This is a genomic window from Aliiroseovarius sp. Z3 (assembly GCF_029105185.1).
In the GTDB taxonomy this organism is placed as follows: Bacteria; Pseudomonadota; Alphaproteobacteria; order Rhodobacterales; family Rhodobacteraceae; genus Aliiroseovarius.
The window spans coordinates 273,408-289,053 of record NZ_JAFMZK010000003.1; the positions used below are offsets into that span (position 1 = coordinate 273,408).

Annotated in this window: 16 protein-coding genes; 8 read left to right on the plus strand and 8 right to left on the minus strand. The window is 58.4% G+C overall.

Annotated elements, in window-relative coordinates:
- Positions 1 to 195 precede the first annotated feature (195 nt).
- The 3 genes from J3R80_RS07005 to lpxK all read left to right on the plus strand — a co-directional run bounded on the left by J3R80_RS07005 (position 196) and on the right by lpxK (position 3,481).
- A complete protein-coding gene (locus J3R80_RS07005; protein WP_275393050.1) occupies positions 196 to 1,113 on the plus strand; it encodes an alpha/beta hydrolase in 918 nt (305 codons plus the stop codon).
- 88 nt (positions 1,114 to 1,201) lie between these two features.
- The gene (locus J3R80_RS07010; RefSeq protein WP_275393051.1) at positions 1,202 to 2,476 is read left to right on the plus strand and encodes a glycosyltransferase N-terminal domain-containing protein; all 1,275 of its coding nucleotides are present in this window, start codon (positions 1,202 to 1,204) and stop codon (positions 2,474 to 2,476) included.
- Positions 2,477 to 2,485: 9 nt separating this feature from the next.
- On the plus strand, positions 2,486 to 3,481 hold the full coding sequence (lpxK, locus tag J3R80_RS07015; RefSeq protein WP_275393052.1) for a tetraacyldisaccharide 4'-kinase: 996 nt from the start codon (positions 2,486 to 2,488) through the stop codon (positions 3,479 to 3,481).
- Positions 3,482 to 3,507: 26 nt separating this feature from the next.
- Here lpxK and J3R80_RS07020 read toward each other — a convergent pair whose 3' ends face one another.
- Entirely contained in the window at positions 3,508 to 4,167 is a 660-nt protein-coding gene (locus J3R80_RS07020; protein WP_275393053.1) for a DsbA family protein, read from the minus strand.
- A gap of 8 nt (positions 4,168 to 4,175) precedes the next feature.
- Positions 4,176 to 4,697: a DciA family protein gene (locus J3R80_RS07025; RefSeq protein WP_275393054.1), complete on the minus strand. Its 522-nt coding sequence runs from the start codon at positions 4,695 to 4,697 to the stop codon at positions 4,176 to 4,178.
- 81 nt (positions 4,698 to 4,778) lie between these two features.
- Here J3R80_RS07025 and mutY point away from each other — a divergent pair, with 81 nt between their 5' ends.
- Both mutY and J3R80_RS07035 read left to right on the plus strand, forming a co-directional pair.
- The gene (mutY, locus tag J3R80_RS07030) at positions 4,779 to 5,819 is read left to right on the plus strand and encodes an A/G-specific adenine glycosylase (RefSeq protein WP_275393055.1); all 1,041 of its coding nucleotides are present in this window, start codon (positions 4,779 to 4,781) and stop codon (positions 5,817 to 5,819) included.
- Positions 5,820 to 5,873: 54 nt separating this feature from the next.
- Positions 5,874 to 7,013 carry an alkane 1-monooxygenase gene (locus J3R80_RS07035; RefSeq protein ID WP_275393056.1) on the plus strand — a complete coding sequence of 380 codons (1,140 nt, stop codon included), beginning with the start codon at positions 5,874 to 5,876 and terminating at the stop codon, positions 7,011 to 7,013.
- Here the strand turns inward: J3R80_RS07035 and J3R80_RS07040 are convergent.
- From J3R80_RS07040 to J3R80_RS07055, 4 genes are all read right to left on the minus strand, one after another.
- The gene (locus J3R80_RS07040) at positions 7,010 to 7,633 is read right to left on the minus strand and encodes a glutathione S-transferase (RefSeq protein ID WP_275393057.1); all 624 of its coding nucleotides are present in this window, start codon (positions 7,631 to 7,633) and stop codon (positions 7,010 to 7,012) included. The genes J3R80_RS07035 and J3R80_RS07040 overlap by 4 nt on opposite strands.
- Before the next feature lie 174 nt (positions 7,634 to 7,807).
- A complete protein-coding gene (locus tag J3R80_RS07045) occupies positions 7,808 to 8,908 on the minus strand; it encodes a site-specific DNA-methyltransferase (RefSeq protein WP_275393058.1) in 1,101 nt (366 codons plus the stop codon).
- Between the two features lie 113 nt (positions 8,909 to 9,021).
- Positions 9,022 to 9,759, minus strand: a complete 738-nt coding sequence (locus J3R80_RS07050; RefSeq protein ID WP_275393059.1) for a ribonuclease HII — start codon at positions 9,757 to 9,759, stop codon at positions 9,022 to 9,024.
- Positions 9,760 to 9,777: 18 nt separating this feature from the next.
- Complete coding sequence (locus J3R80_RS07055; RefSeq protein WP_275393060.1) at positions 9,778 to 10,266, minus strand: hypothetical protein; 489 nt, start codon at positions 10,264 to 10,266, stop codon at positions 9,778 to 9,780.
- Positions 10,267 to 10,422: 156 nt separating this feature from the next.
- On the opposite strand from J3R80_RS07055, the gene J3R80_RS07060 reads away from it, so the two are divergent.
- The 3 genes from J3R80_RS07060 to J3R80_RS07070 all read left to right on the plus strand — a co-directional run bounded on the left by J3R80_RS07060 (position 10,423) and on the right by J3R80_RS07070 (position 11,817).
- Complete coding sequence (locus J3R80_RS07060; protein ID WP_275393263.1) at positions 10,423 to 10,707, plus strand: hypothetical protein; 285 nt, start codon at positions 10,423 to 10,425, stop codon at positions 10,705 to 10,707.
- Positions 10,679 to 11,383 carry a helix-turn-helix domain-containing protein gene (locus J3R80_RS07065; protein ID WP_275393061.1) on the plus strand — a complete coding sequence of 235 codons (705 nt, stop codon included), beginning with the start codon at positions 10,679 to 10,681 and terminating at the stop codon, positions 11,381 to 11,383. The genes J3R80_RS07060 and J3R80_RS07065 overlap by 29 nt, the downstream gene beginning before the upstream one ends.
- 251 nt (positions 11,384 to 11,634) lie before the next feature.
- A complete protein-coding gene (locus J3R80_RS07070) occupies positions 11,635 to 11,817 on the plus strand; it encodes a hypothetical protein (RefSeq protein ID WP_275393062.1) in 183 nt (60 codons plus the stop codon).
- 599 nt (positions 11,818 to 12,416) lie between these two features.
- Here J3R80_RS07070 and J3R80_RS07075 read toward each other — a convergent pair.
- Positions 12,417 to 14,861 carry a PAS domain-containing hybrid sensor histidine kinase/response regulator gene (locus J3R80_RS07075; RefSeq protein ID WP_275393063.1) on the minus strand — a complete coding sequence of 815 codons (2,445 nt, stop codon included), beginning with the start codon at positions 14,859 to 14,861 and terminating at the stop codon, positions 12,417 to 12,419.
- 67 nt (positions 14,862 to 14,928) lie between these two features.
- On the minus strand, positions 14,929 to 15,399 hold the full coding sequence (locus tag J3R80_RS07080; RefSeq protein WP_275393064.1) for a molybdopterin-dependent oxidoreductase: 471 nt from the start codon (positions 15,397 to 15,399) through the stop codon (positions 14,929 to 14,931).
- Positions 15,400 to 15,646: the final 247 nt, after the last annotated feature.

Here is a 15,646-nt window from a genome sequence, read left to right on the forward strand (position 1 = left end):
TGTTACGGCGTCTTTAGCCGATGACATTTATTGGCGATACGGGGTGCCCGATTGATTGTTGCGGTTTCAAGAGCCAATCAGGCAGACCGTAGCTCCGGTAGGTCCAGATTGCGATGCGTTTATGGCCAGAAAGGGGGCGCAGACCACACTCGGGATTTCTTGTCAGCGCGGATCTAGAAGCGTAGCTTTCCGGTCATGGACTACGACACACTTATCGACGCCGAGACATGGGCTTTCATACGAGAAACCGAGGCACATTATCCGCCCGACACATCCACGGCCGATGCCGGGCGCCAGCGCGAGATATACGATCAAATGTGCCGCGCCTTCTTTGCGGGGTATCCCGACGGTGTCGTCGCGCGCGACGCGTGCGCCGGACGTATTCCTTTACGTGTCTATGAATGCGGGCCCCATGCGGTCACCCTGATCTATTTTCATGGAGGAGGTTTCGTTGTCGGCGGTTTGGACAGCCATGATGACGTCTGTGCTGAACTATGCGCCAGAGCCGGTGTTCGGGTTGTCAGTGTCGATTATCGCCTTTGCCCGGAACATCCGCACCCCTCTGCGTTTCAGGATGCCCACGAAGCCACGCAATATGTGGCTCTAACATGGCCCGGAACGCATATCCTTGCTGGGGATAGCGCTGGTGGGAATCTGGCCGCCGCCGTGGCGCATGCCAGTCGCGGGATGCGGCGTCTTGCCGGGCAGATACTGATTTATCCGGGGTTGGGAGGGAATATGATGCGCGGGTCGTACCGTGACCACGCCCAAGCACCGATGCTGACATTGGAGGACCTGAAATTCTATGACTCCATGCGGTTTGACGGGCCAAGGCCATCAGCCGATCCAACGGCCGCCCCGCTTGCCGATACGGACTTCGCCGAGTTGCCGCCGACAGTAATTTTCACCGCGGAATGTGATCCGCTGGCCGATGACGGACGGGATTACCGTGATGCGATCCTGGCTGCAGATGGCAAAGCGCGATGGATCAACGAGACCGGGTTGGTTCATGGATACCTGCGCGCCCGCCACTCGGTCCGTCGCGCGCGCGACAGTTTCGATCGTATCGTCGCCGCAACAAAAATGCTGGCTGCGGGTGAATGGCGCGACTGACCCTTCCATCATACCCTAATATACCATAATCTGAGGGCATAAAAATGCGAGCGGACAACGCATCGCGGAATGAGGAAGTGCAGACAGAATGCCGCCCATTGGGATTTCACTGTTCCGTGGCCTGCAAAATATGCAGGGCACCGCGGGACTCGAGCGCCGTTTGCGGCGCGGTGTCGAAGATGGCACCGAACACCCGACGCGCGGGGGCGAGCGGTTGGGGAAAGGGCTTGCCAAACGACCGGAAGGTGCCCTGGCATGGATCCAGCTAAAGAATTCCGATGGGTTAGAGAAGATTTTGGGGCTGGTCGAGCATTTGCGGGCTGACCACGAAGACCTGACCGTCCTGATCACCACGACCCATCATGACGGCACGCCGCCAGAAGGGCCAGATTTCATCCATCAATATGCGCCCTACTCGGCGTATGCGCCTGTCACGGCCTTTCTGGATCACTGGTGCCCGGATGTGCTTCTATGGATGGATGACAAGCTGGATGTGACGTTGCTGCCGGCCGTCTTCGACCGCGGGATTCCTGCGCATTGGGTCAACGCACATCTTCCGGAGGAAGTGCAAAGCCAATGGCGGTGGTTGCCCGGCTCGATCAAGTCCTTGATCAATGGTTTTGACACTGTTCTGGCCGAAAACGACGAAGCAGCGCGTGAATTGCGAAAATTTGGCGCGTCGAAGGACCGGATCGTGATGTCCGGGCCATTGCAGGTTCAGGTCGTGCCGCCCAACTGCAACATGTCTGAACGGGATGCGATTGCTGCGACGTTGGCGGCCCGCCCGGTTTGGCTGGCGTCGGGTGTGTGCGAGATCGAGGAAAAAGCGCTTCTAGACGCTCATAAACAGCTTGTGCGTAAGTCGCATCGCCTTCTGTTGATCATCGAACCGCGAGAGGCTGACCGTGGTCCTGCGCTGGCCGCTGCGCTGGAGGCGGATGGCTGGGGCGTCGCTTGCCGGTCGCGCGATGAAGAGCCGACCCCCGATATTCAGGTGTTCATCGCGGATCAGGAAGGTGAATCCGGGCTTTGGATGCGCCTTGCGCCGATCACATATGCGGGTGGCAGTATGGGTGTTGGCACCGAGCTGAACCCCCTTCAACCCGCGGCACTGGGGTCGGTTGTGCTGTTTGGTCCCAAGGTGAATGGCTTTTTCGAATCCTATCGACGGCTTGAAACCGCCGGAGCGGCGACCAGGATCAGCGACGGAGACAGCCTGACCAAAGCGGTTGAGCATCTTCTGTCACCCGAAGAAGCTGCCAAAATGGCAATGGCGGCATGGGATGTGACCACCAGCGGTGCCGAAGTCAGCGACCTGTTGCGCGGCAAGTTGACCGATGCGCTGCAAGGGCGCCGGACCTAAGGGGGCACCATGAAAACACCCCGGTTCTGGTTTACGCCACCCCAGCGACCCGATTGGAGGGCGCGCGTTCTTGCGCCGCTCGGCTGGATTTACGCCGCTGGAACCGCAAGACGGGTTGCCTTGAACAATGGTTATCGCGCGCGTGTTCCGGTGATCTGCATCGGCAATATCAACGCGGGTGGCACGGGCAAAACACCGACCACGATTGCGTTGGCGCAGCGGTTGCTGGCGCGTGGGCTTGATGTGCAGGTCGTGTCGCGCGGGCACAAGGGCACGGTCGAAGGCCCGGTTCGGGTGGAAGAACGGACGCACAGCGCAGTAGACGTCGGCGACGAGCCGTTGCTGATGGCCGCGTTCACCACGGTTTGGGTTGCGCGCGATCGGGCGGCGGGTGTGAAGGCGGCAGAGACGGCGGGAGCAGATGTTATCCTGATGGATGATGGGTTTCAGAACCCCACGGTCCAGAAAGCCTTGTCCATCGTCGTGGTCGATGCTGTGAAAGGGTTTGGCAATGCGCGGTGCATTCCGGCCGGGCCACTGCGCGAACCCGTAAGGGCTGGCCTGCGCCGTGCCGACCTTTTGTTGTCAATTGGCCCAGACGGCGCGCAAAAAAGATTTCTGCAAGAGTGGAATGAGGCGATCCCATGTCCGCATGTCACCGGTCAACTCGTGCCGCTTCAAACCGGAATGGATTGGACGGGAATGAAGGTTCTTGCTTTCGCGGGCATTGGTCTGCCCGAGAAGTTTTTCGCCACCGTCAAATCCCTGGGCGCCGATCTTTTGCGGGCCGAGGCTTTGGCGGATCATCAACCCCTGACAGATGCGCTGATGAAGCGGTTGCAGATCGAAGCCACCGCCTTGGGTGCCCAGCTTGTCACGACCGAAAAAGACGCGGTGCGTTTGCCGGACACGTTCAAGCGGCAGGTTCTGACCGTTCCCGTGCGGTTGGAGCTGTCAGATTGGTCGTTGATTGATGAAGAACTTCAGCGAGTTGGGCTGGGCTAGAGACTTTTCAGCTCTAGCCCACGCTGTCAGTTTTCCAACTGTTCTTCGATCAGCTTAGCGAATTCATCATAGGACATGTTGGAATAGGTTTCGCCGTTTATGACGAAAGATGGGGTGGCGTTAATTTCGTCCGCTGTGGCGTTTTTCTGATAGGCGGCAACCATGCCTTGCGCCATCGCTTCGTCTTGCAGACAAGCGTCCATCTGTTCGTCATTCATGCCAGCCGTGCGGCCAATCTTACGTAGATTGTCCAGAATATTGCCGGGGTCACCATCGCCGATCCATCCTTTCTGGCCCGAGTAGATCAGGTTGGTCAGCCCGAAATAACGATCGTCACCTCCGCAACGGGCGATCATGCCAGCCCACAGGCCAAAGCGGTCAAAATACACCTCGCGGTGCACGAACTGAATTTTGCCCGTGTCGATATAGTTCTTTTTCAGATCCTTGAAGACCGTGTCGTGGAAATTTGCGCAATGTGGGCAAGTGAACGAGGCATATTCGATCACCGTCAGCGGGGCGTTTTCGTCGCCCAGCACCATGTCAGGGGCCAGTTCGACATCGGCGGTGGTGTCTTGCGCTTCGGCAACAGACACGCCGGGCACCGCGCCATTGTTCTGGCTCATGTAATATGCGCCGCCGCCGATCAGCAGAAGGGCGGCAAGTAGTATGGGAAGGATTCGGGTCATGATGTGTCTCAGCCTCTATCGTGTTTTTGTTTGGTCAGCACGTTGCGTGCCAGTGTTTCAAGGGCGTTTCGCAGGTTGGTGTCTGCGACGTCCGCCGTCACTTCTGCGGCGCGTGCGTTGGTTTTCTCGTCGACGACCGGTGCTTTTTTCGGTGCCGGGGTGAACTGCGCCTGCCCTTCGGCAAAGCCTGTCGGGGCCGTCTGGGTGATCCTTATCCGCGCGATGGCGTTATATCCATAGGCCGTGTTCACCTTTTCGCGCAGCTTCTCTTTCTGCATTTCCAGCATTGGGGCCTGCGCACCGGTGGTCAGAACGGTCAGGGTCGCCCCTATACCGCCGCGCGCATATGAAACCTCGACCGGTTTTGCGATGGCGGCGGTTGCGTCACCCACGATCTCGGTCCAGTGGGTCAGCACACGCGTTACGGCAAACCCGCGCGCTTCGCTGGTTTTCCGTATGCGCGTCGACAGAAGGCTTGAGGTGCGCTCAAACCCCTTTCTGCGGCGCTGCTTGTCTTTTGGCTGACTCACGTCTGGCACATCCCGGTTTTGCCCCTATTCTATGCGGTTGAGGATGCTATGCCAGTGCAAAGCACTGATAGGGGATAACACTTGTGTGACGCGCCGAAACCCGCCGACCTTTTGGCCTGGTATGACCGCCATGCCCGCGATCTTCCGTGGCGTGTCAGCCCTTCGGATCGGGCCGCGGGCGTGGTTCCAGACCCCTATGTCGTTTGGCTGTCCGAGATTATGTTGCAACAGACCACGGTCGCCGCAGTAAGAGACTATTTCACCAGATTCATGGCCCTTTGGCCCACGGTCGAGGCCTTGGCCGCCGCTGAAGATGACCGTGTCATGGGCGAATGGGCGGGGCTTGGGTATTATGCCCGCGCGCGCAACCTGCTGAAATGCGCGCGCACGGTTACGCAGCTGGGCGGGTTTCCCCGGACCCGCGCCGGGCTTGAGGATTTGCCCGGTATCGGTCCCTACACATCTGCCGCAATTGCCGCAATTGCCTATGATCTGCCGGAAACGGTGGTCGACGGGAATGTCGAACGGGTGATGGCACGGGTGTTTCAGATCGAAACGCCGCTGCCCGACGCCAAACCCCGGATGAAGGAATGCGCGGCCAGTTTAACCCCAGAGATGCGGCCCGGTGACTACGCGCAAGCGGTGATGGATCTGGGGGCCACGATCTGTACGCCCAAATCGCCTGCCTGCGGAATCTGCCCATGGAATGCGAATTGCAAGGCGCGCAGGGCAGGGGTGCAGGCCACACTTCCCGCTCGCAAACCGAAAACCCCTAAACCCACTCGCTATGGCATCGCCTATCTTGCGCGGCGCGCGGACGGGGCGTGGTTGGTCGAACGGCGACCGGAACGGGGGCTGTTGGGCGGGATGCTGGGCTGGCCGGGGGCTGAATGGGGCGACACCGCGGTTGAAGACGCGCCGTTGCAGGCAAACTGGACCGACCCAGGCGTCGAAGTGCGCCACACATTCACGCATTTCCACCTGAGGCTGTCGCTGCGCGTGGCGAAGGTTCCCGACACCACGCGGGCGCAATCCGGGTCGTTTCAGACCATCCGCCCCTCGGACCTGCCGACCGTTATGCGCAAGGCATTTGACGTGGCGAAAGCCGCGCTGCCGGATTGAGCCATTCAGCGTGGCGGTTTATACCTTTGATCGGGAACATAGAAGGACGTCACCATGGTTCCATCGTCAACGATTTCCCGGTTCCGAAATGCTGCCCCTTTCGGGGTCTCGTTGTTGCTGCCCATTCTTGTCTGTATCGCGGCCGCGAAAGGCGGGTGGTATCTGCTTTTACCGCCGTTGGGGACATGGTGGCTTTATGCGCTTCTGGACGCGGCTATCGGGCGTTACAGTGAAAATGCAGACCCTAACACACCTGAAAACGATCTTTTCTGGTATCGCCTGATCACGCTGATCTGGTTCCCAATTCAGTTCATTATGATCTTTGGCATGATCTGGTATGTGACCGGTGCTGACCACCTGTCACTAACCGAGAAGTTCCTCGCGTTCTTCGGTGTGGGCGTTTTGTCCGGGGCGGTCGGCATCGTCTATGCGCACGAGTTGATGCACCAGTCCAACCGACTGGAACGCTGGCTGGCCGATCTTTTGCTGGCCACCGTGCTTTACAGCCATTTCCGGACGGAACACCTTTTGGTTCACCACCCCTATGTTGGCACCACACGAGATGCCGTGACGGCCCGGTATAACGAGGGATTTCATCGTTATTTCTTCCGTGTGCTGCGGGAATCGCCAGCGTCGGCCTGGCGCGCAGAAAAGGCGATGCTGGCGCGGCGGGGGCTGTCGGCGCTTGACGGATCAAACCCGTTTTGGCGCTATGGGGCGCTGCAGATCACGGCCTGTATCCTGGCCGTTTTGATCGGGGGTTGGTTGGGGCTTGCGCTGTTTGCGTTTCAGGCGCTTGTCGCGATCTGGCAGCTGGAGTTGACCAATTACGTCGAACACTATGGCCTGACCCGCAAGCATCTGGGTGACGGAAAGTATGAACGCGTGATGCCGCATCACAGTTGGAATGCCGACCACCGGGCATCGAACTGGCTGCTGATCAATCTGCAGCGACATTCCGATCATCACTATAAACCAGCGCGGCGGTTTCCGCTGTTGCAGACCTATCCTGACAACGAAGCGCCGCAACTGCCCTTCGGCTATCCGGTGATGACGGTGGCTGCGATGATCCCGCCAGTGTGGCGCCGGGTGATGAATCCACGGGTACGGGCCTGGCGCAAATTGCACTATCCCGAGGTCACGGATTGGAGCTCCTATAAGGCTGGCACGCTACCACCGCCGGGGCTGCGCTAGGGGAAGAGGGTTGGCCCGTCGCCCACCTGCCACGGTGGGTATTTCTGCATGACAGAGGCGAGCCGGTCACTGGCCAAAAAGGTCTCTAACCATGCGGAAACGCGTGGTGATACCTCGGCATCAAAGCGTGGTTTGTCGATCATTGCAAACTGCCGAACAAAGGGCAGGGTGGCGAAATCGACCAGAGTGGGCGTGCTGCCATAGAGCCATCCGCCGTCCAATTGCCCCTCCAACCTCGCAAGGATTGCCATGGCTTCGGCGCGCGTTTCCTCGGGGTTGCTGCCGGGATGGCGCACGGCATATTTCGTCAGATCCAGCGCGCGTTTGAACGGACCATCGAAGACGTCGATCAGGTCAAACCCTGCGCGCGGCATATCGCACAGCTTATCGGGGTCGTTCTGCTCCAGCGCCCAGCGCATGATATCGTAGCTTTCGTCCAGCACGCCATCCTGGGTCACCAGACACGGAACGGTCGCCGAGGGTGAGGCATCCAGAAAGGCCTGCGGTTTGTCGCGCAACAGAATCTCGCGCAGTTCGACCTGCACACCGCTGCTCGCAACGGCAAGCCGCGCGCGGATCGCATAGGGGCAGCGGCGGAAAGAATAGAGGATCGGAAACATGGTCTATTCCTGCCCATTCTGGATCTGGTGCGCAAGTCGATGTCGCTGCACCGATAAAAAACCCCACCCTTGGCAGGGTGGGGCAAGTTGAAAGTGCCATGGAACAGACCACAGGCACCGGCGGTACACCGTGTTGCGGGCGCATGTGTCTACGCCCTGCAAAAAACGTTAAAGCTAATTCATCTCAGCGCGGATTTGTTGGCGCAGCAGGTCGATCGGAACTTTCTTTCCGTCCTGCTTGAAGTGCCAATAGGTCCAACCATTACAGCTGGGCGCACTTTCCAGAGCGGCACCAACCTGGTGGATCGAGCCACGGGCCTCGCCGGAAATCAGCGTACCGTCGGCACGGACTTTGGCGGTCTTGCCACGCGGGCTGGACAGAATTTCACCCGGGCGCAGCATGCCACGTTCGACCAGCTGGCCGAAGGGAACGCGTGGTTCAGCGCGTTTCGACGGCGTGGTGGTCAGGGCTTCCTTGTCGAACTTGCGCACTTTCGAGATGCGTTTCTCGGCCACTTTGCGATATGCCGCTTCGCGTTCAATACCGATAAAATCGCGACCCAGCATCTTGGCCACCGCGCCGGTGGTGCCGGTGCCGAAGAACGGGTCAAGGATCACGTCGCCGGGATTGGTGGACCCGACCAGCACACGGTGCAGCAGGCTTTCAGGTTTCTGCGTCGGATGCGCCTTGTCGCCGTTTTCATCTTTCAGCCGCTCGTGGCCGGTGCAGATCGGAAGAACCCAATCAGACCGCATCTGGATACCTTCGTTCAACGCCTTCAGGGCTTCATAGTTGAACGTGTATTTCGCGCCTTCGGATTTCGAGGCCCAGATCATCGTTTCATGCGCGTTGGTGAAGCGCTTGCCGCGGAAGTTCGGCATCGGGTTCGACTTGCGCCACACCACGTCGTTCAGGATCCAATAGCCTTGATTCTGAAGCTCGGCGCCCATACGGAATACGTTATGATAGCTGCCGATCACCCAAATCGCGCCATCTGGTTTCAAGATGCGGCGGGCGGCCTTGAGCCATGCGCGGGTAAACTGGTCATAGGCTTTGAAGCTGTCGAACTGGTCCCAGTCGTCATCCACGGCATCGACCTTGGAATTGTCGGGCCGGTGCAGCTCGCCTTTTAGCTGCAGGTTATAGGGCGGATCGGCGAAAATCATATCGACCGAGTTTTCCGGCAGACTGTTCATCACCTTGATGCAGTCACCGTCAATAATCTGGTTTAGCGGCAGGTCTACAGCCGCTTTTGTTGTGGTTTTCGTCGTCATTTCTGCCTCATGTACCCGGCGCATTTTGCGCTTCATCAGTGGCGCTTTTTTGCGCTCGTTTTGATGGGGTCAGCATGAGTCAAAGGCGATTCGCCGTCAAATTCTTTTTTGAATCAGTCACTTACATTTTCTTGTTGATACAAGATATTGTGTACCGGTTTGAACGAACGTCTATGGTGTGGGGTCACACCAAGATTTTGAAGCGCCAATCTGTGGCTTTTTGACGGGTATCCTGCATTCGTCTCCCACCCATAGCCGGGATACTGTTGCGCCAAATCCACCATGATCCGATCACGGGTGATCTTGGCGACGATCGAGGCGGCGGAAATCGACATCGACCGCGCGTCGCCCTTCACGATTGCTTCGGACGACACGGTCAATCCCCGCGGCACCATGTTGCCGTCGATCAGAAGGTGATCAGGTGTGGTTTGCAATCCCGCAACGGCACGTTCCATCGCCAGATGGCTGGCGCGCAGGATGTTCAGCGCGTCGATCTCTTCGACCGTCGCGTGGGCGATCGAGACATCGGCGCAATCCAATATGATTTCAAACAGGGCTTCCCGCCGTCTGGCGGTCAAGGCTTTGGAATCGTTCAACCCATCGGGAATGTTGGCGGGGTCCAAGACCACCGCCGCCGCCGTGACAGGGCCGGCCAGCGGACCGCGCCCAACTTCGTCCACGCCGGCGATACGCGTAAAACCGCGTGTCGTCGCGGCAGTTTCGAAGCTGAAGTCGGGGACAGGTTTGATCATGTCCTTGCGTCGCCGATCAGTCGCCCGCCTGCAAGCAAAAAAGGCGGAAGCCGAAGCTTCCGCAAGTTTGGCGGTGCGATGGGTTAGGGGACGCCGCACCGCGGCTCGATGTTCTGATCAATAGGTGGTCTTGGTGCGGTATCCGCGTTTGTTCAGACAGCCCTGGCGATACACTTTTCGTGCGACATAGGTGCCATTCTTGTTGCGGGCGACGATTGTATCCCGGCAAACGCGCGGCAGGCCCGACGCATAGGAAAAGTTTCGCTTCAAGCATCTTGGGGCAAAGAAACGCTGTTTGCCTTGTTGCGTTCGATAGGTCTGCAGGCAATGGGCTGGCAGCTGCAAATGGTCCGGCACACGGTGCACGCGTTTATGGGGTTTATGAGGCCTGCGCGGTTTGACGCGGTCATCATGCCGGTCGTCTTTGTTGGACAGAAGCGCCCCGATGGTCGCGATTCCCAGCAAAAGACCAAGCACTTTCGCCGTGTCATCATGGTCGTTGCGCGACCCCCAGTCATTGGCGGAAACAGGGGTTATGGTCAGGGCCAGGGCAAGCGTGGCGCTGAGCACCAGTTTCAAAGGTGAGGTAACAGAATGGCTTATCATCATGTGTCCTTTCGGTAATGCATCCTTGGGGACGCGTGGAACATGGGACAACACTGGTGCCGCCCTGACGGGCCATGCAATAACGGCATGTTGTTATCGCCTATCAACGGCTTTGATATTGATTAACCCGCGGGGCGAACGCATGGTTTGGGCATGATGAAACAAATCCTTCTTGCCCTTGCGCTTGCCGCCTATGCCCTGCCGTCCCAGGCCGGATGTTATGCGGATTACAAAGCGAAACGAGATAACCCGCTCAGACTGCATTATGGTGTGGTCGAGCTGCCGGACGCTGCCTGCGACAACCGACAGGCTGCCAAGCGACAGGTTCAGCAACGCCTTGAAAACGCGGGGTGGCAGCTTCTGAAGATTCAATCCATCTTTGACGAATCTGGACTTACCGAAAGGAAAGAAAGTGCCGGAGAGTTCTTCCTTCGCTTCTGACGCGCGGCGGGTCTCGAACCGGGTGGTTGTGGCAGGTATTGCCGCGATCATCGGGATTCTTCTGATCGCCGCTGTGGTGTTGTTCATGACCCTGCCCGACGCCAACGCGTTCAACGCGCGGGTGGAACAGATATTTGTCGAGAATGACGGTCTGACCTCGGGGGCAGAGATCAAGCTTCTGGAAATCCTTGCGCAATCGGGCACCGCCTTTGCCGACACCTTGACCAGCTATCGCATGGTGATCTTCGTGCTTCTGGTGTTTGCAACCGCCCTGCTGGTGGCCGCACTGGTCTTTCTTCTGACCATCATCGGACTGAACCGCCGTATGGGCGAGATCGAGCGGGCGGGCATCCAGGTCAACTCGCTTCTGATCAGCCGCGAAGAACGGACCGTCTATCTGAACAACATGGAATTTTCCCTGACCGAAGCCGCCATCGAAACCCTCTCGGCCCTTGCCGAAGCGCGCATGGACGAAGAGGTGCTGTCAGGGTCCGAGCTTGAGGGGCTGATCTCCGGTCGCGATCCCGCCGATTGCGACGAAGCCGCCGGCGCCACCCGCATCAAACGCCTGCGCGACGCACTGGGCAACCAGATGATGAGCGAACTTCTGGTCAAAACCATCGCAAGACGCGGCTATATGCTGTCGATTGATAAGGATGTGATCCGGATGATCTGAAAGGTGTTGGCGACCCCGACAGAAGGGGTGAACCAAGAAGTCTCAGCAGCTTGCCAAGAAAAGTTCAAGATAGTGCCGTCATAAGGAATCAACGGCTTACAAAGGGCGGTTCCAACTTTTCCGGGAGCACACCGATCAAAAAGAAAGTCGCCGGAAGGTGCAGCCTTGTCCGAGGACAAACAAAAGTTCATTGCCCTTCCTGACTACCAGAAACCCCGGAATCCCGCAAACTTCGGATCGGAGGTGCAGCCATGACGCAGCACCTCACACATGGCGGTTTGCCGGAGGGCATGACGCGCTGGCAGTTCTTCGGATTGATCGAACAGGCACGTCGTCAGATGGGCCTCAGCAAAGGCGCAGTCGCCGGAGCCGTCGCAATCCAAGGCAGTGTTCCATTTCACTTCGGACTGATTCCGCAGATGACGATGACCTAAGTTGATCCATCTTCATAGTTTTCGCTAAGTATTAGTGACCGACTATTATTTTGCGGGAACCGGCTGCTGACGCACCCACCCGCAAAATGTCGATCAGGGCGCTGCGCCCCTGAACCCGGCCTGTTGGCGACACACCTGCAAAATGACTTGCGCCCCCTCCTGCATAGGCGGTGAATGATCCGTCGAACAACTCCCGACGCGTTGCGTGCCTGCCCGTCACCGGCTCGCAATTTCATGAACGGCCCATTGCTGCCTTAGGCCAATGTATTGTGCTACTGCCTCCCCAACCTGCATTGCGGACATTCGTCGCGGTTACAAATCCCGTTCGACATCCAAGCTTTGATGCAGAATTCTGATGATCGCAACCAGGTCGCTTCAGGCTTGAAATAAGATCGAATGCCGAATGACCAGCGCCCTTGGATGTCCCTCGCGGCTTCGACTGGCCCGTCTTTCTTTTGGCCTCGGCGAGCTCCTCGAAAATGTAGGGCGTGTTCACAGGCCAACGATGAAAGAACCGTCAGATCGAACCACTAAGCCATCACCCATCAGCCTTGCTCACGATGGCAAAGCTTCATGTGCTGCCGCTCGGGCCTCTGCCGTCAGCGATGCAGGAGCCTTTCCAATTCGGCCAGCCGATTGTGAATTTCGTCGGAACTCATGTCTGAAGACCGTTCCTCCAGCGCTTTGAGTTGCTCCCAAATCGGCTGCTCTCCGAACATTGCGACCGACCCGGCGAGCTTGTGCGCGAGCGCGCCAAGTTCCGTCCGACGGCTTTCGTCTCCGGCCATGGCAGTCAGATCGACAATCCCGACTTTGACCTCAGTCACGACGCGTTGGCGCAGGGCTTCTGCCTTCTCGGCACCGAGAGTCTCGATCAAGTCGGCCATGGGGGTGCCATCCTGCCTTCTCTCTTCCCGAACGTCCGGTGCGGAGAATTCGGTCAGTACCGCTTTCAGCCGGTCGAAGGACAGGGGTTTCGTTATGACGTCCTCCATCCCGGCGTCGCGGAAGCGTGCCACGTCGGCGGGCAGCGCATGGGCCGTCAGCGCGATGATAGGGGTTTCGACATTCGGCCCATTGCTGTTTTTGACCATCTTCGCTGCCGTCGTCCCGTCGAGTTTCGGCATGCTTATGTCCATCAGGATCAGATCGAATGCCTCCGCCTCGGCGGCGCGAACGCCGTCCTGACCGTCGATGGCCTCTGTCACCTCACAGCCGTTCTTTTCGAGCATCTCGCGCGCAACCATCCGGTTAACCTCGTTATCCTCGACGAGAAGAACGCGGAGAGCGTCACCGGACACCTCATGCGGTGTCATCGAGACGGGCCGAGTGACGGGGCGGTCGGCGACGTGCGGAAGAGGAAGGCGGACCCAGAAGACCGACCCGTCGCCTTCTTCACTTTCGACTCCGATTTCACCCTCGAGCAGTTCAGCAAGCCTTCTCACAATGCCGAGGCCGAGGCCCGTTCCCTCGACTTCGCGCTGATAAGAGGCATCAAGCGTCACGAAGTCCTCGAAGATCCGCGCAAGATCGGCTTCGGAAATACCAATGCCCGTGTCGATCACGCGGAACTCCATGGTCTCTCCTCCGTTCTGACAATCGATCTCCAGCGTGATGGTGCCGTTCTCGGTAAACTTGATTGCGTTGCCGAGGAGGTTGAAGAGGATCTGCTGTATGCGCTTGCGGTCCCCAACCCGCATCGCCGCGCGCGGCCCGAGCTGCGCGATTTTCAACGTGTTGCCGCGCAGCGCCGCCGTGGTCTGAAGGCCCTCGACCGTGCTTTGCGCCAGCTCACAGACGTTGAACGGTTCTTCGACCCTTACCGCCTTCCCAGCATCGACGCGCGAGATGTCGAGTACGTTGTTGACGTGTTCGAGCAGCATCTTTCCAGAGGCATCCATGACGCCGACGTACTTTTGCTGGCGCTCGTCCAAAACTGTGTCGGATAAAAGATCAAGTGTGCCAAGAACGCCGTTGAGCGGCGTACGCATCTCGTGGCTCATCACCGCCAGAAGGTCGGCCTTGGCCTTTTCTCCGGCCAGCGCCTTGTCGCGGGCCTCGACCAGTTCGTTCTCGCTTTCAACGCGCTTCGAGATATCCCGGATGTAAGAGACGAAAATCTCCCCTTCCTCGCTTTCGGCAGAGTTGATCGAAAGTTCGACTGGGAAAACGCTGCCGTCCTTGCGCTTGGCCTCGAGTTTCAGAAGACCGCTACCGACGACGTGCTTGATCCCGGTCTGTCGGTACCGTGCCATCCCGTCATTGTGGGCGTCGAGCAGGTGATCGGGAATAATGAGGTCAGCCACGTCAGCGCCAATAGCTTCTTCCCGCGTATATCCAAATATGCCTTCCGCCGCGCCGTTGAAATCAAGGACGTGGCCGTCCTTGCCTGCCACAAGGATGGCGTCGAGCGAGGTCGAGATAATGGCTTGGAGACGGCCCTGGGTGAGCGCGATTTCGGAGGTCTGACGCTGCGACGCGCGGTTGATCATAAAAAGGATGCCGACGAGAGCAAGAAGAAGCGCTAGCAGGCCAAAAGAGATAAAGCCGAGATCAGTCAAGGCGCCAGAAACAGCGGCACGCCGCGTTTCCGAACGGGCCGAGAGGACGGAGACCCCAGCGAGTGAGATGGTCCTGAGATCGGCCTGTAGCGACGGGAAACGGTCGACCAGACCGGGCAGCGCCGCGACGAAAGCTCCATCGTCCGCATCGACAAACGGTATCGCGTCAGCAAAGAAATCATCGATGTCGGCAAGCGAAATCTCAACCTCAGAATGCGCGCGCACGTCAGCGAACGAGCGCGCGGATTTCAGCGTCTGCATGCGAGAGTAGAAGACGTCGAAGCGACGGCGCGCATCGGCCGGTTGAGCCTTTCCCGCGACAACCGCGCGGGCGGCAATCGTGAAGGCCAGGAATTCGACCTCGGACTGTGCCAGTGACCACTGCGTACTGTCGGCATTGGCAGTGGCAAGCGCGTCGACTTCGCGGCGCGCGTCCGCACTCAGCAGCCATATGGCCGCCGCACTGAACAGGACGACGGCCATATAGAGGAGCACGCGGCCAAGTACGCGCCGTTTTCGTGAAACCGGATTTACCATCTATGTGCGAGGCTCATTCGATCACGTCGATCCGGTCAAGCTGCCAGATGCTGCGCGAATAGATGATTTCGGTCTGATACGCCTTGTCGGAGTCGTAGGGATAGACAACCCAGAGCGGACCCTTGTCACGCACTGACATCGGATCGCCGTTCAGCCGGTAAGCAATGATCGGTCCTCCCTCGATGGCGTCATCGACAGGGATTTCGACCGCATAATCGTTGATTGCCGTCGCCTTGATTGCGCCCTCGGTCACGCCGAAATCATCGAGAAGTGCGGCCAATGAAACACCCGTGAAAGTTTGCAGGCCTTCGGTCCAGATTGTCGTCGTTTCGAATTCTTGTGCTTCCATCGCCTCCAGTGCGGGCATGTCGAATTCGGTTACTTCACCGCCGTGCGTCACGGTCAGAACGACATCCTGAGCGAAAACACCAGAGGGAAGAGCGGCCAATGCAGAAACCGCGAAAACTCTCATAATAAACGTCATAGCCGTCACCTTTTTGCTAAAACCGAGAATGCCCGGTTGTCCGTCGGGACGGTGACATACCTAGACTGGTAAGTCTGCATCACTGAAGGATAATCCGACTATCCTTTCGTATAAATAACCTGACCGTTTGCGACGCCAGACATACCGAGTAACCGAGGACCGTTAGGTGAATTATGGAATATCTTCGGTCTCGAAAGTTAACAGTCAGAAAGTTTCGGAGTACAAGATGCAAAACGTGCTATCCTTC